Below are 16436 nucleotides of genomic sequence, written 5' to 3' on the forward strand. Positions count from 1 at the left end.
CGCCGCGAGCAACCTCATCGAGCGGCTAGGAAAAGCGTTAAGGGAGTTAGCTTCGCCTATCATGGTATGAACGTCGAACTCCCGTTCGCCCCGGTGGACACGATAATCCGGCGGAACGCGGGCGAACTTCGGGTGAGTGCCGACGCGTCGAAAGAACTCGCAACGCGGATCCAAGAACACGGAAGCGAGCTCGCGATCGATGCCGCCGAGCACGCGACCGAGGACGGGCGCAAGACGCTGATGGCGGAGGACTTCGGCGTCGCACGGGTCGTCGACAAGGACGATCTCGAGCTCCCCGTTGCCCCCGTCGACCGCATCGCCAGGCTGGATATCGACGATCGCTATCGCGTCTCGATGGACGCTCGCGTCGCCCTCGCCGATATTCTCGAGGACTACGCGGACAACGTCGCTCGGGCGTCCGCGACCCTCGCCCACCACGCCGACCGACGAACGATCACCGAGGACGACATCGAGACGTACTTCTCGCTGTTCGAGTGAGATGCAATTCGGCTACAGCGAGATCTGTCTCGCACACGATCCCGGTTCGCGCCACCCCGAGTCGCCGGACCGGCTACGAGCGATTCGGGAGCGACTGAAGAAAAAACACGGCGTCGAGTACGTCGAGGCCGACCCCTGCGATATCGATCGGATGGCGGCCGTCCACGAACGGAAGTACATCGAATCCGTCGAGGAGTTCTGCGCCGACGGCGGCGGTAACTGGGATCCCGACACGACGGCCGTCGAGGAGAGTTGGGACGCGGTCTGTCATAGCTCCGGACTCGCCTGTTGGGCCGCCGAGGCCGCACTCGAGGGCGCGACCGGGCGGAAGACGCCGTTTTCGATCGGCCGACCGCCGGGCCATCACGCCGTCTACGACGACGCGATGGGGTTTTGCTTCGTCAACAACGCCGCGGTCGCGGCCCAGTACGCGCTGGATTCCGAGGAACACGACGTCGATCGAGTCGCAATCGTCGACTGGGACGTCCACCACGGGAACGGCACGCAGGACATCTTCTACGACCGCGACGACGTCTTCTTCGTCTCGATTCACGAGAAGGGGCTGTATCCGGGAACCGGCGCAATCGACGAGACCGGCGAGGGCAACGGTGCCGGAACGACGATGAACATCCCGATGCCCGCCGGGACGGACGACGGCGAGTACCTCGCCGCGGTCGAGGGCCCAATTACGGCGGCGTTGACGGACTACGACCCCGACCTGCTGCTGATCAGTGCGGGTTTTGACGCCCACCGGCACGATCCGATTTCGCGAATTCGGCTGTCGACGGAGGCCTACGCCCTGATGACCGATCGGTTCCGAACGCTCGCCGACGAGACCGACGCCGCGCTCGCGTTTATCCTCGAGGGCGGCTACGGACTCGACGTGCTCGCCGACAGCGTCGCCATCGTCCACGAAACGTTCGACGGCCGGGAGCCGATCGAGCCCGACTCGGCGTGCGACGAGAAGGCGGAGTCGACGCTCGAGGATGTCCTCCAGGCGCACGAACTGGATACCGATCTCGATAACTGAGTGGTTTCGGACGTTCTGACGCTGGCTCTGATCAGGGGCACGGCTCGAAGTACCGGCCGAGTTCAGATCCGAACTCCTCGAGTAGCGCCGTGATCTCTTCGCTCACGAGGACCTCGTACTCGTCCGCGAGTGCCGTCTCGACGTGGGCACCGAGGCCGACGTCGAAGAGGCGGTCGCTCTCGAGGAACTCGCGGGCGGTGGTGAACTCCCGCGGCCGTTCGGTGACGTAGCGATCGCCGGCGATGAACGGGCCGTACGCTTCGGGATCGTCCGCGTAGGCGTCGTAGAACCCTTCGGCGTGGCTGCGGACGTGGATCGGTGGTCCGCGGTGGGCTTCGACCGCGGGACGTTCGCTGACGGCGAGTTCGACGAAGATCACCGCGGTATCGTCGGCCATCGTCGTCGCACGAAAGACGTCGAAGCCGCGGTCGTCGAGCCCGGTTGCGATGCCGTCGACGGATTTCTGTAACTGGGGGTAGAGCTGGTCCTCGACGAGATCCGGCGCCTCGAATCGGACGGCGACGGGCGTCGTCCCCCGGCGCTCGAGGTGCTCGTGAAGATCTGACCGGGTGAGCGGCTCTGGCACCGCGGGTTCGAAGACCTCGATTCGAGGGGTCTCGAGGAACGAGCGGGCGTAGTGCTGAAGGCGCGCGACGTTTTCGGGCGAGCAGACGGCGGCGACGTTACGTTCGGGGTCCGTGGGATCGATGACGACGAGTGGGTCGTGGAATGTTTCTCGCCCGTGGTCTTCGGGATCGAGTTCGACCTGCGGGTGCCAGTTTTCCGCTGCCTCGAGCAGGGTACGGAAGCCGCCGTACTCGACGACGAGCAGTTCGGTCAGGTAGCCGCTGAAGCCCCGGGTCCGGAGGTCGCTGCCATAGGCGCCGATCCCCTTCAGGAACTGCTTGGTGAGGCGAACGTCGGCGGCGAGGTCGTCGTCGAGGCGGGCCTCGAGGTACTGCGTGTGAAACGGTGTGCGATCGACGGCCGAGCGAATCTCGGTGGCCGACTCGAGGCGAAAGCAGGGGACGACGTCGATATCGAACCCCTCGACCGTCCCTTTGACGTAGGGGTGTTCGGCGTACTCCTCGTGGCCGTCGGGGAGGGTCGCGTGACCGACCTCGAGGCCGTATCGCTCGAGCCGTTCGCGCTCGAGATCCGGCGGGAAGCGCACGAAGATGTCGATGTCGCGGTCGCCGCTAATCCAGGTGTTTCTGGCGGTCGAGCCGACCTGGATGACGTCGGCGTCGGGACAGCGGTCGGTCGCGGCGGCTTCGGCGCGGGCGACGAGTCGGTCGGCGACCGCACGGAGGCGTTCTCGTTCGTCCGCGTCGGGTTCGATTCGCTCGTGGATGGTGGCGACGACCGACTCGAAGCCGTCGTCGCTGGTCGGGTCGGGGTCGTCGCTCTCGGCGTCCTCCTCGCTCATTGGGAGATAGTACTCGAGGGGTGCGTGAAAGGGTGTCGAACACGGAGCAAGCAAAACGAAAGCCCTATCAAACACACCCGACTATTTGGAAATGAGCCGAAGTAGCTCAGTTGGTAGAGCACCTCGCTGTTAACGAGGTTGTCCCAGGTTCGAGTCCTGGCTTTGGCGCTTCTTCATACGTCTTTTCGCCGATAGAGCGAACAGTAGTCGACTCGAATCGCGTTCTACTCGTCGTTTCGTCTCCGTCACGGTCGAACGTGGTCGTGAACGCTCTGCTGTCTGTAACGAGCAGTCCGGTAGTTTATATGGAATAGCGCGGCGAAACCGTGCATGCTCGACCGAAGCACGCGATACGAACACCTCGAGGAGCCACAAAAGCGCGGCCGGGCCACCGAAGCGATCGTTCGGGCGGCGTTCGCCGTCTGCGACGTTCCAGTGCTCGTGCCGGCCTCCGACGACGAACCCTACGATCTAGTCGCTGAAGTCGGTGGTCGATTCTACCGCATTCAGTGCAAGACGGCGTACCGGAAGACTGCGGGAACCGTCGCGTTCGAGACGGCCAGTACACGCCAGCGACGTGAGCGGTACGACCGTCGCGGAGACGACGGCCGTGCGGAATACTTTGCCGTATACGACCCGATAAACGACAACCGATATTTGATCCCCGTCGCGGACGCTGCGAGCGGGACGATGGAGATCCGATTTCGGGCGCCGAAAAACGGCCAGCGAGACGGAATCAACTGGGCCGAGGAGTACCTGTTCGACGAGCGACTCGAGGACCTGCACCGACCCTGAGACGCGCTTCGAATCAGGCGTCCTGCAACTGCCCGATGGACTCGAGCGGAACCAGCGAGTAGTCGACGGTCTCGACGCCTTCGATCGCTCGCAGTTTGCCCACGAACGTTGAAATCGCCTCGAGATCGCTCTCGAGGACGAAGCAATCGACGCAGTAGTCCGCGACGTGGCTATGGTCGTTGGAGGCGATGTTAGCGTCGTGTTCGTGGCGCAGTTCCGTCACACGGCGCTCGACGCGCTGGGTGCCGAAATCGTAGAACACGGTGACGACGCCGGCGAGGGACTCCTCTGCGAGCCGCTCATCGTCGAACTCGGTGAGTAACGACCGTGCACTCTCGCGGACGACCTCGCTGCGGCCGGTGTAGTCGTGTTCGGTGGCGTGTGCATCGAGTCGGTCGATCAGTTCGGCGGGCATCGAGACGCTGACGACGGGCATTGTCAGTATGAACTCGAGGGTCTTAGATAATAGAATTTGTTATGAGATGGCAGTCGCTTACGTAATAACTAACATTAACAAGGATCGGGTGCACATTCACAATCGATCTATGAGCAGCAACCGTATTCCCGTCACCGTTCTCAGCGGCCCGCTCGGTGCGGGCAAGACGACCGTCCTCAACCACGTGCTGACTGCAGACCACGGTCTCGAGGTGGCCGTCGTCGTCAACGATATGGGCGACGTGAACGTCGACGCCGAGCACGTCACCCAGCAGACCGACCTGGGCGGCGACGAAGAGATCATCGAACTCTCGAACGGCTGTATCTGCTGTCGCCTGCGCGGCGACATGCTGGACGAAGTCGGCCGACTGGCCGACCGGCGCGACTTCGACTACCTCCTGGTCGAATCGTCGGGCATTTCGGAGCCGATTCCGGTCGCCCAGACGTTCGCGATGGGGTTCGAGGACGCCGACTTCGATCCGACGGACACCTACGAACTGGACACGATGGTCACCGTCGTCAACGCCCACAGCATCTGGGAGTCGTTCGACACCGGGACCGCGCTGACGGACCAGCAACTCGAGGGCGACTCCGGTCGCGTCCCGGAGGAGGTCCTGCTGGACCAGATCGAGTTCTGTGACGTCCTCCTGTTGAACAAATGCGACCTCGTCCCCGACGAGGCGCTCGAGGAGATCGAGGCCGTCTTAGAGCGGCTTCAGCCACGGGCTGACATCGTCCGAACGGAGTTCGGGAACGTCGATCCCGACGCGATTCTCGGCACCGGCCAGTTCGACTTCGAGCGCGCACAGGCGTCCGCGGGCTGGAAACACGAACTCAAACACGACCACCACCACGACCCACAGGAAGAACACGGCGTTACCTCCTTCGTCTACCAACGCGACCGACCGTTCCACCCCGAGCGGATCGCGAGCCTGCTCACGGAACTGCCGGACGAACTCGTCCGCGCGAAGGGCTTTTTCTGGAGCGCGGGCCGCGAAGACGTCGCGATGGGCATCGACAAGGCCGGCACGTCGGTCCGTGCCGGCCCGTCGGGTCAGTGGCTCGCGACCTTGCCCGAAGCCCAGCGCGAGCAGTACTTCGCCGCTCGTCCCGGCTTGAAAGACGACTGGGACGACCAGTGGGGCGACCGGATGACGCGGCTCGTTTTCATCGGCCGCGATTTCGAAGACGAGGACCTGATCGACCGCCTCGACGACTGCGTACTGACCGACGCGGAGATGGACGACGACTGGGAGCGCTACGCCGATCCGTTCGAACCGGAAGAGCAACGTGAACTCGCGCTCGCGAACGAGTAAATGAGCGTTCCCGTCACCATCCTCTGTGGCGAACTCGGCGCGGGTAAGACGACGCTGTTGTCCGGCCTGCTCGAGTCGACCGACCGAGAGATCGCCGTCCTGGTCAACGACGTCGGCGCGGTCAACGTCGACGCCAACCTCGTGGAGGCTCGAACCGACCTGACGACCGGCGAGGAGGTGCTCGCCCTCGAGAACGGCTGTATCTGCTGTAGCCTCGGCGGCGAGCTTTCCCGGTCGGTGATCCAACTCTGGAAGGAACACGACTTCGACTACCTCGTCGTCGAGGCCTCGGGCGTCGGCGAACCCGAACCGATCGCGCGCCAGTTCGTCCGCGGCCCAGCCGGCGGTCCCTACGATCTGGACGCGGTCGTCACCGTCGTCGACGCGCGGCGGTTCTACGATCGGTTCGCGGCGGGCAGTTCGGACGAACGAACGGATCCGCCGATTCCGGAGCCACAGGGCCCCGACGAGACCGGGAGCCGACCGCTCGGCGATCTGCTGCTCGAGCAAGTCGAGTTCTGCGACCTGCTCGTCGTGAACAAGTGCGACCTCGTGAGCGACGACGAACGCGAGGAGGTCGTCGCCCTGCTCGAGACGCTCCAGCCCCGCGCCGAGATAGTCACGACCGAGTACGGCGCGCTCGAGCCCGAGGCGTTGCTCGACAGCGAGCGATTCGATCTCGAGGCCGCAGCGGAGTCGGCGGGCTGGAAGCGGGCGATCGAGACCGACGCTGCCGATCCCGACGAGGACGGTGCGCACGAACACGATGCGGACGACTCGGCTCACGGCCACGATGGCGGCGAGCACGGTCACAGTCACGACGATCACGATCCGAGCCACGACGAACATGATCACAGTCACGGCGACGAGCACGACCATGGCGAGCCACACGGGCATGGGGATCACGATCACGCCCACCCGCCCGAGCGGTACGGTATCGAGGTCGACACCTACCATCGACGACGGCCGTTCCATCCCGAGCGCCTCGCGGCCTTCCTCGCCGATCTTCCGGACACCCTCGTGCGCGCGAAGGGATTGTGCTGGATCGCCGGCCGCGAGAAGCAGGCGATCACGGCGAGCTACGCCGGATCGGAGACCAGTCTCGAGGTCACCGGCCGCTGGATCGCCAGCTTCTCCGAGGAGCGACGGGCGCAGTACCGACGCGGCCAGCCCGATCTCGCGTGGGACGAGGAGTGGGGCGACCGCGAGACGCGACTCGCACTTATCGGCCGAAATATCTCGATGGAGGACCTGCAGTCCAGACTCGACGACTGTCTGTTGACCGACGAAGAGATGGAAGCGGACTGGACCGCCTTCGAGAATCCCGCACCGACGGGGATGAGCGAGACGGTAACGATTTCGCACGGGGGGAGCCGATCGTGAGCCACGCGTACGGAACCGGTCGCTCGCGTCGACGGCTCCTGAGAGGGGAGCTATTATCGCCCTCCGGCGAGGATATCGTCCCATGACGACCGACACCGACGACCGCCGGAGCACCGACGATCACGGCCACGATATCATCGATCCGCTCTACGTGGGGATCGTCACGGTCTCGAGTTCGCGCGCGCAGGCAGACGAGCCGGATCCCGACGATCCGGGCGGGGATACCATTCAGGAGTGTTTCGAGACCGAGGGTCACGAGGTCCACGAGCGGCTGCTGGTTCGGGACGACTACTCGTCGATTCGGACGGCGGTGCGCGGACTGGTCGCCCGTCGAGATATCGACATCGTGCTCACGACCGGTGGCACGGGGGTCACCGCGGACGACGTTTCGCCCGAGGCCACGGCCTCGCTGTTCGAACGCGAGTTGCCGGGTTTCGGCGAACTGTTCCGTTCGCTCTCGTGGGACGAAGTCGGTACCCGCGCGATGGCCTCGCGCGCGACGGCCGGAATCGCCGTCGACACGCCGGTGTTCTGTCTCCCCGGGAGCACGAACGCCTGCCGGACGGCCTGTGAGCAACTGATCGTCCCCGAAGCGCCGCATCTGGCCGGCCTCGCGACCCGCCACCGACAGGGTGGAACCGATCAATCGCTGTCGGCTTACCAGAACGAGGAGTAAGCAGGCTCCCCGTTCACGACGGCTCGACTAATTTCGTTTTCGGCACTGTGCGCTGCTCGAGCAGCCAGCGCCGTCTCTGTCCGTCCGCGTGGAAGCCGGTTCCGTATCCCGTTGGTATTAAAACTCAGTTTCACTTAGACAAATATATTTGCCTTCAGACGAGAGGCACGACGTGATGGCTGCGTCAGCACTCCCTCCATCCGACACTGCCTCTATTGTACGGTCCCAGTCTATGCAGCGGTCCCGTTCGGACGGGCTAGCCTACTTGTTAGACATGAACTCTAAATTAGCAAGATATATTAAAATAGAGTTTAGATTTAGTAACACATGACTGGACGCCAGACGCGACGGGCCGTTCTCGGTGGTATCGGAGTCGGTGTCGCGACGCTCGCAGGCTGTCTCGGTGACTCCGCCCCATCGGGCGACGGTGAGTCGGTAACGGTCGCTCGCCCCCAATCGTCTCAGGACGGCGAGTGGGACGTCTACGGTGGCGTCATCCCCTACTTCACCGGCGTGTTCGAACCGCTCGTCGGGACGAACCAGGAGATGGAACCGGCGCCGCTGCTCGCGACCGACTGGATGCACGAGGACGAGTACACCTGGCGATTCGACCTGCGCGAGGACGTCACCTTCCACAACGGGGCGGCGCTTACCGCCGACACCGTCGTCGACTCCTTCCGGGCGATCATCGACGACCGCAGCGCTACCGGCTGGATCAACGTCGAACCCGACGGCGTCTCCGCGATCGACGACACTACCGTCGAGTTCGAGACGATCGAACCGTTTCCGTCGCTGCCGGGAACGATCTCGCACAACTACTTCGGCGTCGTCCATCCCGACACCGAGGTGGACGACGATGTCGCGATCGGCACGGGGCCGTTTCAACTCGAGGAGCGCAGTGGAGACGACGTCACGCTCGCTCCCTACGACGATCACTGGGCTACCGTGCCGTCCGTCGAACGACTTTCGTTCGAGGTCGTCTCCGACGCGACGACGCGGGTTACCGCACTCGAGAGCGACGACGTACAGGTCGCGATCGACCCGCCGCGAAACACCGTCGCCGGACTCGATTCGAGTGCGGACACGGCTACCGCGAGCCAGCGGACGCCCCGAACCTGTTTCGGCGGGGTCAACATCTACAAAGCGCCGACGGACGACGCGGCTCTTCGGCGGGCGCTCGCCCACGCAATCGACCAGGACCAACTCGTCGAGACCATCCTCGAGGGCGTCGGCGATCCGGCCCGCGGACCGATCTCTCCCGAGATCCCGTGGTCGAGCCACGCCGACCTGCCGGCGTTCGGTCCGGACCACGACCGGGCGCGCGAACTCGTCGCCGACTCGAGTTACGACGGCGAGACGCTGACGATCCTGATCGACGGCAGCGAGCCGGACGATCGAAACGTCGCCGAGCGACTCCAGTACCAGTTCGAGGAGATCGGCGTCGACAGCGAGATCCGCAGCGTCGAATCGGCCGCGTTCTACGAGACGTTCACCGACGGCGACGCCCACGTCTCGATCGTTACGCTGGGCTCGAACAGCGCCGCGGCCGATTACCTCATCCGCGCGATGTTCCACTCGGAAGGCAGCGACAACGAACAGCGCTACGAGTCGGAGGGAACCGGCGTGATGAATCTCGGCGCCGAGGTCGACGCGCTCATCGAGGAGGGGTATTTTGCCGAATCCCTCGAGGACAAACGCGAAGTCTACGGCGAGGTTCAGCGGCGAGTCGTCGAGGAGGCCGTCGCCCTCCCGCTGTACTACGTCGAGTACGTGCTCGCCCACCGGGAGGGGGTTTCGCTTCCCGATCTCCACCCGATCAATCCGATGACCGACTATGCACACCTCGAGTACGAGGGCTGACCGTGGGTCGGTTCGGGCTCGGCCCGGAGCCGGCGATAGAGCGGACTCGTCCGGCGGCGACCGACGACTGACACCCATCCCATGAGCTATCTGTTCCGTCGCCTCGCGAGTTCGACCGTCGTCCTGTTCGGCGTTACCGTCCTCACCTTCGGGCTGGTTCATCTGACCCCCGGTGATCCCGCGCGGACGGTCCTCGCCGAGCGGCAGGGACGACAACCCTCCGAAGCGGACGTTCGGGAGTTCCGGGCCGAACAGGGGCTGAACGACCCGGTTCCGATACAGTACGGTAACTGGCTCGGTGACGTCCTGCGGGGGGATCTCGGCCGATCATACTACGGCGACGGCGATATTCTCGAGTTACTGCTCGCGTACCTTCCGAACACGATCGAACTCGCCGGCGCATCGATTCTGGTCGCGGTCGCGATCGCGATTCCGGCCGGCGTAATCAGCGCCGTCTATCGGGGAACCTGGATCGACTACGCCAGTCAGGTAACCTCCTTGATCGGCGTCTCGATGCCCAACTTCTGGCTCGGCTACCTGCTCATCATCGGCGGCGCACTTCGACTCGGACTGTTTCCGGTCTACGGGGCCGGGGCGCTCGCCCATCTCGTGCTCCCCGCGATCACGCTCGGAACCGGGATGGCCGCCGTCCTCACCCGTCTCGTGCGCTCGTCGCTGCTCGAGACGTTGGAGGAGCCGTACGTCGACGCGGCCCGCGCTCGCGGGCTCGCCGAACGCGGCGTCGTGACCGCTCACGCGCTGCGAACCGCGCTGTTGCCGGTCGTGACGATGATCGGGCTGCAGCTGGGGTACGTCCTCGGCGGCGCGGTCGTCGTCGAGGTCGTCTTCCAGCGGCCCGGACTCGGCACGCTGCTCGTCGACGCCGTCTTCGCGCGGGACTTCCCCGTGATTCAGGGCGTCACGCTCCTGGTCGGCGCGACGTTCGTCGTCGTCAACCTGCTGACCGACCTCGCCTATCACCGACTCGATCCCCGCGTCTCGCTCGGTGGTGGTGGCGCGTGAGCGTCACCGGCGTCCTCGCGAATCGTCGGTCCACGCTGGCTGCGGTCCTCGAGCACCCGACCGTCCGCGCCCTCCGTCGCAATCCGTCGGCGGTCGCCGGCGGCCTCGTCGTCGCGGCCATCACTGTCCTCGCGATCGTCGGCCCCGTTCTCACGCCGTACGATCCGAACGCACAGCACCTCGGCAACCGGCTGCAGGGACCGTCGCTCGCCCATCCGTTCGGCACCGACCAACTCGGGCGCGACGTCGCGACCAGATTGCTCTACGGCGCCCGCATCACGCTGGGACTGGCCGTCCTCGTCACCGTCGTTCGACTGACGATCGGCGTCGTCGTCGGGCTCCTCGCGGGCTACTGCGGCGGCTGGGTCGACGAGGCGCTGATGCGACTGGTCGACGTGCTGCTCGCCTTTCCCGGGATCGTCCTCGCGCTCGTCGTCGCCGGTATCCTGGGTCCGAGCCTGACCAACCTGGCGCTCGCACTCGCCGTCGTCGGCTGGACGCGCTACGCCAGGGTCGTCCGCTCGAGTGTCCTCGAGATGCGCGAGCGACCGTTCGTCCAGGCGTCGCGGTTGACAGGGGCACCGCGTCGCCGCGTGCTTCGACGCCACGTCCTGCCCAACGTCGCGGGGCCGGTCGTCGTGTTAGCGACGCTCGACCTCGGCGGCGTGATCCTCGCGGCGGCCGGCCTCTCCTTTCTCGGCCTCGGCGCACAGCCGCCCGCACCCGAGTGGGGAACGATGCTCTCGACGGGTCGCCACCACCTTCGGGAGGCCTCGTGGCTGGTCAACGCGCCCGGTCTGGCCATCGTCATCGCCGTGCTCGGCTCGAACCTGTTGGGCGACGGCCTTCGGGACGCACTCGACCCGAATGATCGGGCCGACCGCGGCGGCCGGGAGGTGAATCGCCGTGACTGACCCGCTACTGTCCGTCGACGAGCTGGCGGTTCGGTTCGAGACCGGCGCGGAACCCGTTCGTGCGGTCGACGGCCTCTCGCTGTCGGTCGAGGCGGGCGAGACCGTCGGCCTCATCGGCGAAAGCGGGTGTGGCAAATCGGCTGCGGTCCGTGCGATCGCGGGATTGCACGACGACAACGCACACGTCGACGGAACCGTCACGTTCGACGGCATCGATCTCCGTTCGCTTCCCGACGAACGACTTCGGCGGATTCGCGCGACCCGACTCTCGACGGTCTTTCAGGATCCCGCCGCGACGCTGACGCCGACGCGCCGGGTCAGTTTCCACCTCGAGGAGGCGCTCCGGCTCGCGGACCGTCCCGACGACCGTTCGCTTCGGTCGGCGCTCGGTCTCTCCCGGCGCGACTGGGGAGAGCCGAGCCGAATGCGCCGGGAGCGAGCGCTCGCCCTCCTCGAGCAGGTGGGCCTCGACAACCCAGACTACCTCGAGCGCTATCCCCACGAACTGAGCGGCGGTGAGGCCCAGCGGGTCTCAATCGCGACCGCACTGGCGTCGGACCCCGACCTGTTGCTGGCCGACGAACCGACGACGGCCCTCGATGCGACGACGCGCGAGGCGATCCTCGATCTGCTCGACGACCTCGTCGCCGAGCGCGACCTGGCGACGGTGCTCGTCAGCCACGATCTGGGGCTCGTCGGCGAGCGCTGCGATCGCATCGTGGTCGCCTACGCCGGCGAGGTGATGGAGGCCGGACCGGCCGATCGGGTGATGAAATCGCCTCGCCACCCCTACACGCGGGCGTTACTCGCCTGCCGACTCGAGGGGACGACGCCCGGCGACCCGCTCCCCACGGTCGACGGGACGCTCCCGGATCCGACCGCCGAGACGACGGGCTGTCCGTTCGCGGCCCGTTGCGTGCACGCGACCGAGAACTGTCGGACGACGGCCCCGCCGACGGTCGATCGCGAGGACGGCGGACGGCTCCGCTGTGGCGAACTCGAGTCGATCGCTGCCGTCAGCGTCGACGGCGGGACGGTCGTCGACGATACCGGCACACCGTCGTCGCCATCGGGAGCACCGGCTGTCGACGCGCTCGGTTCGAATGCGTCCGCGAGCGTCGCCAGCACTGACCCGATTGATGGCCCGATCCTCGAACTGCGTGGCGTTTCGAAACGGTATCCGATCGACGACTCGTGGCTCGCACGTTTGCGCGGGCGAGACCGGTACACGAACGCCGTCGACGACGTCTCCCTTGCCGTCGGACGCGGCGAGACCCTCGGCATCGTCGGCGAGAGCGGGGCCGGCAAATCCACCGTTATCGATCTCGTGACGGGCCTCGAGTCGGCAACGTCGGGCGAGGTCGTCGTCGACGGCGACGCGCTCGGCACGGTCGACGATCGCTCGCGCGACCAACTGGCCGCGATCGGTCGGCTCTTTCAACATCCACAGTCGAGTCTCGATCCGCGACAGCGCGTCCGGGCGGCGATCGCCGAACCGCTGCTCGAGGCCGGCTGGAAGCGCGACCGACGGCGGGAGCGGATCTCAGAACTGCTTTCGCTCGTCGGCCTCGACGACCGCCACGCCGACCGTCGACCGCACCAGCTCTCGGGCGGCCAGTGCCAGCGGATCGCGCTCGCCCGGGCTATCGCCCTCGAACCGGCGCTCGTCGTCCTCGACGAGCCGACCGCCGCGCTGGACGTCTCCGTGCGCGCGCAAGTGTGCAACCTGTTGCTCGACCTGCAGGCGCGACTGGACTGTGCGTTCGTGCTCGTGAGCCACGATCTCGGCGTCGTCCGTCACCTCGCCGACCGTATCGCCGTCATGCGAGACGGCCAGGTCGTCGAGTCCGGCACCGCGGAACGGCTCTGTACCGATCCCGCCACCGCGTACACCGAGCGGCTGCTCTCGGCTGCAACCGGACTCGAGGATACTGATACTGAATCACCCGCTGCTCACCAGCGCACATCCAACCAATGACGAACCCCAATCCATCGACCGACTCGACCGCTGCATCGGAGCCGACGACCACACCAGCCGACGACGTCCCGACCTACGACGTCGCCGTCATCGGCGGCGGCCCCGCCGGCTGTTCAGCCGCGGTCTTCACTTCGCGTGGGGACCTCGAGACGGTCCTGTTCGAACACGACCGCTCGGCGCTGTTGAAGTCGGCCCACCTCGAGAACTACCTCGGCTTTCCGTTCGGCATCCAGCCGGCACAGTTCCTCGAACTGGCCCGCGAGCACGCTCGCGAGGCCGGTGCTCGCACCCACCGAGCGGGTGTGACGACAGTTCGGCGCGTCGAGGACGGCGACGAGAGCGATTGCGGGTTCGTCCTCGAGACCGAGGACCGAACCGTCTTGGCCGACCGACTCATCGTTGCGTCGTGGGCCCGGACGGCATTTCTCGAGGACCTCCCGGTGACCCGCAAGCCCGAGGAGCCGGGGCCAGTGATGGTGGTTCCGACCGATTCGGACGGCCGCACCGACTGCGATGGGCTGTACGCGGCCGGACGAATCACGAGTCAGAATCATCAGGCCATCGTCAACGCCGGCAACGGTGCCGATGTCGCGCTGACACTCATTCGTGACGTTCGACCGGACTACTACAACGACTGGGTCGTCCCCGACGGCTACTACGAGTCGTACGACCGAGCCGTTCCTGAGGGCGTCGAGGAGATTTCCGTTCCAGAACGACGACGGCGGCACGAGGAGGCCCAAGCGGGGATGCTCGAGTTCTTCGGCGAGACGGCTGGAGCGGGACTCGAGCAGGACGGAGAGTAAGGGTTAACTATATTCCTCGATTTCGTTTGCGTGAGGGCCCTTAGCTCAGTCTGGTTAGAGCGCTCGGCTCATAACACGGTCGCAACCGCTGCGGGTGTGTGAGATACCGAGTGGTCGATGGTTCGAATCCGTCAGGGCCCATGGTTCCCGTAAAATCGACTTTGAGGCGTTTAAACGGCTGAATTTGGCATTTCGCCCATTTTCGGCCGACGGGGTAATCCAAAATTTGCGGGGTTCTGAGCCATCAATATTCGAGGGAATGACGTGTCCAGAGGCCTGGTCTACATGTTCATCTGAATCTTGAATCACGATTAAGTGCTAACACTCATTGATGAACCGACATAACGGTCGTGACATTAAACAAATGAGTAGTAATCCATCAGAGGCCTCAGATCAAAAAGCACTACTCATCGGTTGTGGGGTCGCAGGACCAGTCCTTGCGATGTTTCTCCAGCAGATTGGAGTCACATCGATTATTTACGAAGGGAGACCCCAACCGCGAGACGATGCGGGTTTTTTCCTCAATCTGGCGGCAAACGGGACTAACGTACTCGAAACCCTCGGGGTCGAAGAACAGGTTCTCAAACACGGTCACCTATCGGAGAAAATAGTCTTCCAGAACCACGCGGGCAAACGACTTGGTGAAAATCAACAGGAAACCGTACTCCTCAAGCGCGGGCACCTTACGAAGGCGCTACGAGAAGAAGCGCTTGAACGTGGAATCACCATCAAGTTCGGAAAGCGCCTCACTGACGTCAAGAGCTCGCATGAGGACATGGCCATCGCATACTTCGATGATGGAACAGAAGCCCATGGGGATTTCGTCGTCGGTTGCGATGGCATCCACTCCCAGACCCGGAAGTCAATCTTCCCAGACGCACCTGAACCGGAGTACACCGGGATCATCGATTCCGGTGCATTCACGCGAAACGAGTCGGTCCCGCCATCCGACGGAATCATGCAAATGACCTTCGGCGTGAACGGGTTTTTTGGCTACCAGAAAGTCCCGACGGGGGAAATCTACTGGTTCGAGAATCACGAACGGCCGCAGGCACCGAGGCGTAGGGAACTGGACGAAATCTCTCGGAGCCAGTGGAAAGACAAGCTGCTCGGGCTACACGAACGAGATCACGAGCCAATTACCGAGATCCTTCGTTCGACTGATGGGGACATCGGCAAGTGGCCAGTATACGACCTTCCATCGCTTCCGACGTGGCATCGAGACACGGTCTGTCTGATCGGTGACGCTGCTCACGCAACGTCTCCACACGTCGGTCAAGGAGCGTCGCTGGCTATGGAAGACGCGATCGTACTGGCAAAGTGCCTACGTGACGTTGAGGGAGTGCCAGATGTCTTTGCAGCGTTCGAAGCACTTCGGCGAGAACGAGTTGAAGCGATCGTAAAGATATCTCGGGAGACCGGAAATCAGAAGGCTCCCTCGAACGTGATAACTCGAAAATTCCGGGATCTCGCCCTTCCGTTTTTCCTCAAACGAGGAGTTGAAAGCTTCGAGCAGATCTACTCGTATCGAGTAGATTGGGATGTTCCGACGGAAGTAGGAAAATTTGATTGAAACCTTTCATCACGGGAACGCCAACATGTTCACCTGTACCCCCAATAGGCCACCTCTCCAAGGGAACGTATGCCACGAGTTCGTCTGAAAGTTGGACCGATGCCGGATATGAAAGCATTGGCAGAGGAGTTTCCAGAAATCTCTATCCGGTTTCTAGCGAATTATCCGATAGACGAAGATGTTTGTAGCGTACTGGAAGTTCGAACGGATGAAACGGAACGGTTCAAAGAGACGATGGAGTACTGGGACACGAAGACTGTGGAATTGTTGCACAGTGATGACGAGACGGTGGTCGTAATGCTGGAAGGGCAACCACCGGAGGGGTATTTTGTTTCCGATGATATCGGATATCACCCCACGTCTCCCGTCGTCGCTCGTGACGGCTACCTGTTCATCGAGTTTGTCATGCCAAAATCGAAGATGGATACCTTGTGGAAGTCCCTTGATGAACGAGATGTTGATTACGACGTGTTATCAATCACAGAAGGATACGACGTGGTCGATTCACTCACGGCTCGTCAGCGCGAGATAGTGACCGTTGCTATCGAACGAGGGTATTACGATAATCCACGTGAGTGTTCACTTACTGATCTCGCCAACGAATTTGACGTTAACAAATCAGTTATCAGCGGCGTCCTCCACCGGGCAGAAGGAGAGATTATCAAGGATGCTCTCGGGGATCCACGAGATTCCGAAACAACAGTTCAAATATGACACTCGGAT

General features: G+C 63.8%; 15 protein-coding genes and 2 tRNA genes. 15 read left to right on the forward strand and 2 right to left on the reverse strand.

What is annotated here, in order from left to right; all coding sequences use genetic code 11:
* Positions 1 to 66 precede the first annotated feature (66 nt).
* Positions 67 to 498: a histone gene (locus tag ACSFC5_RS19525; protein ID WP_440766889.1), complete on the forward strand. Its 432-nt coding sequence runs from the start codon at positions 67 to 69 to the stop codon at positions 496 to 498.
* A 1-nt stretch (position 499) separates the two neighbouring features.
* Positions 500 to 1528, forward strand: coding sequence for a histone deacetylase family protein (locus tag ACSFC5_RS19530; protein WP_440766890.1), 1029 nt, complete (start codon positions 500 to 502; stop codon positions 1526 to 1528).
* 31 nt (positions 1529 to 1559) lie between these two features.
* Here ACSFC5_RS19530 and cca read toward each other — a convergent pair whose 3' ends face one another.
* A complete protein-coding gene (cca, locus tag ACSFC5_RS19535; protein ID WP_440766891.1) occupies positions 1560 to 2957 on the reverse strand; it encodes a CCA tRNA nucleotidyltransferase in 1398 nt (465 codons plus the stop codon).
* 95 nt (positions 2958 to 3052) lie between these two features.
* Between cca and ACSFC5_RS19540 the strand changes: the two genes are divergently transcribed.
* Positions 3053 to 3125, forward strand: a tRNA-Asn gene (locus ACSFC5_RS19540).
* 162 nt (positions 3126 to 3287) lie between these two features.
* The gene (locus ACSFC5_RS19545) at positions 3288 to 3752 is read left to right on the forward strand and encodes a group I intron-associated PD-(D/E)XK endonuclease (protein WP_440766892.1); all 465 of its coding nucleotides are present in this window, start codon (positions 3288 to 3290) and stop codon (positions 3750 to 3752) included.
* A 13-nt stretch (positions 3753 to 3765) separates the two neighbouring features.
* Here the strand turns inward: ACSFC5_RS19545 and ACSFC5_RS19550 are convergent, their stop codons facing one another.
* Positions 3766 to 4188 (reverse strand): CopG family ribbon-helix-helix protein, encoded by a 423-nt coding sequence (locus tag ACSFC5_RS19550; RefSeq protein ID WP_440766893.1) that lies wholly within the window; start codon positions 4186 to 4188, stop codon positions 3766 to 3768.
* A 109-nt stretch (positions 4189 to 4297) separates the two neighbouring features.
* Here ACSFC5_RS19550 and ACSFC5_RS19555 point away from each other — a divergent pair, with 109 nt between their 5' ends.
* The 11 genes from ACSFC5_RS19555 to ACSFC5_RS19605 all read left to right on the forward strand — a co-directional run bounded on the left by ACSFC5_RS19555 (position 4298) and on the right by ACSFC5_RS19605 (position 16427).
* Positions 4298 to 5503: a GTP-binding protein gene (locus tag ACSFC5_RS19555; protein WP_440766894.1), complete on the forward strand. Its 1206-nt coding sequence runs from the start codon at positions 4298 to 4300 to the stop codon at positions 5501 to 5503.
* The gene (locus ACSFC5_RS19560; RefSeq protein ID WP_440766895.1) at positions 5504 to 6886 is read left to right on the forward strand and encodes a CobW family GTP-binding protein; all 1383 of its coding nucleotides are present in this window, start codon (positions 5504 to 5506) and stop codon (positions 6884 to 6886) included.
* Positions 6887 to 6968: 82 nt separating this feature from the next.
* Positions 6969 to 7562, forward strand: a complete 594-nt coding sequence (locus ACSFC5_RS19565; RefSeq protein ID WP_440766896.1) for a MogA/MoaB family molybdenum cofactor biosynthesis protein — start codon at positions 6969 to 6971, stop codon at positions 7560 to 7562.
* 327 nt (positions 7563 to 7889) lie between these two features.
* Positions 7890 to 9422, forward strand: a complete 1533-nt coding sequence (locus tag ACSFC5_RS19570; RefSeq protein WP_440766897.1) for an ABC transporter substrate-binding protein — start codon at positions 7890 to 7892, stop codon at positions 9420 to 9422.
* Between the two features lie 81 nt (positions 9423 to 9503).
* On the forward strand, positions 9504 to 10445 hold the full coding sequence (gene nikB / locus ACSFC5_RS19575) for a nickel ABC transporter permease (protein WP_440766898.1): 942 nt from the start codon (positions 9504 to 9506) through the stop codon (positions 10443 to 10445).
* A 35-nt stretch (positions 10446 to 10480) separates the two neighbouring features.
* On the forward strand, positions 10481 to 11359 hold the full coding sequence (gene nikC, locus ACSFC5_RS19580) for a nickel transporter permease (protein WP_440766992.1): 879 nt from the start codon (positions 10481 to 10483) through the stop codon (positions 11357 to 11359).
* A complete protein-coding gene (locus tag ACSFC5_RS19585; protein WP_440766899.1) occupies positions 11352 to 13337 on the forward strand; it encodes a dipeptide ABC transporter ATP-binding protein in 1986 nt (661 codons plus the stop codon). The genes nikC and ACSFC5_RS19585 overlap by 8 nt, the downstream gene beginning before the upstream one ends.
* Positions 13334 to 14140, forward strand: coding sequence for an NAD(P)/FAD-dependent oxidoreductase (locus tag ACSFC5_RS19590; RefSeq protein WP_440766900.1), 807 nt, complete (start codon positions 13334 to 13336; stop codon positions 14138 to 14140). The genes ACSFC5_RS19585 and ACSFC5_RS19590 overlap by 4 nt, the downstream gene beginning before the upstream one ends.
* 34 nt (positions 14141 to 14174) lie before the next feature.
* Positions 14175 to 14281: transfer RNA gene (locus ACSFC5_RS19595), tRNA-Ile, on the forward strand.
* A 223-nt stretch (positions 14282 to 14504) separates the two neighbouring features.
* A complete protein-coding gene (locus tag ACSFC5_RS19600; RefSeq protein WP_440766901.1) occupies positions 14505 to 15713 on the forward strand; it encodes an FAD-dependent oxidoreductase in 1209 nt (402 codons plus the stop codon).
* 108 nt (positions 15714 to 15821) lie between these two features.
* Positions 15822 to 16427 (forward strand): helix-turn-helix domain-containing protein, encoded by a 606-nt coding sequence (locus ACSFC5_RS19605; RefSeq protein WP_440766902.1) that lies wholly within the window; start codon positions 15822 to 15824, stop codon positions 16425 to 16427.
* Positions 16428 to 16436: the final 9 nt, after the last annotated feature.

Origin of the sequence: Natronorubrum marinum (assembly GCF_052040125.1) — an archaeon.
In the GTDB taxonomy this organism is placed as follows: domain Archaea; phylum Halobacteriota; class Halobacteria; order Halobacteriales; family Natrialbaceae; genus Natronorubrum.

Excerpts from the sequence above, each read along its gene's own strand:
- ACSFC5_RS19530 (WP_440766890.1), top strand. The coding sequence starts at position 500 with ATGCAATTCGGCTACAGCGAGATCTGTCTCGCACACGATCCCGGTTCG.
- ACSFC5_RS19600 (WP_440766901.1), top strand. The coding sequence starts at position 14,505 with ATGAGTAGTAATCCATCAGAGGCCTCAGATCAAAAAGCACTACTCATC.
- ACSFC5_RS19555 (WP_440766894.1), top strand. The coding sequence starts at position 4,298 with ATGAGCAGCAACCGTATTCCCGTCACCGTTCTCAGCGGCCCGCTCGGT.
- ACSFC5_RS19545 (WP_440766892.1), top strand. The coding sequence starts at position 3,288 with ATGCTCGACCGAAGCACGCGATACGAACACCTCGAGGAGCCACAAAAG.
- ACSFC5_RS19560 (WP_440766895.1), top strand. The coding sequence starts at position 5,504 with ATGAGCGTTCCCGTCACCATCCTCTGTGGCGAACTCGGCGCGGGTAAG.
- ACSFC5_RS19550 (WP_440766893.1), bottom strand. The coding sequence starts at position 4,188 with ATGCCCGTCGTCAGCGTCTCGATGCCCGCCGAACTGATCGACCGACTC.
- ACSFC5_RS19565 (WP_440766896.1), top strand. The coding sequence starts at position 6,969 with ATGACGACCGACACCGACGACCGCCGGAGCACCGACGATCACGGCCAC.
- ACSFC5_RS19605 (WP_440766902.1), top strand. The coding sequence starts at position 15,822 with ATGAAAGCATTGGCAGAGGAGTTTCCAGAAATCTCTATCCGGTTTCTA.
- ACSFC5_RS19590 (WP_440766900.1), top strand. The coding sequence starts at position 13,334 with ATGACGAACCCCAATCCATCGACCGACTCGACCGCTGCATCGGAGCCG.
- ACSFC5_RS19570 (WP_440766897.1), top strand. The coding sequence starts at position 7,890 with ATGACTGGACGCCAGACGCGACGGGCCGTTCTCGGTGGTATCGGAGTC.
- nikB (WP_440766898.1), top strand. The coding sequence starts at position 9,504 with ATGAGCTATCTGTTCCGTCGCCTCGCGAGTTCGACCGTCGTCCTGTTC.
- ACSFC5_RS19525 (WP_440766889.1), top strand. The coding sequence starts at position 67 with ATGAACGTCGAACTCCCGTTCGCCCCGGTGGACACGATAATCCGGCGG.
- cca (WP_440766891.1), bottom strand. The coding sequence starts at position 2,957 with ATGAGCGAGGAGGACGCCGAGAGCGACGACCCCGACCCGACCAGCGAC.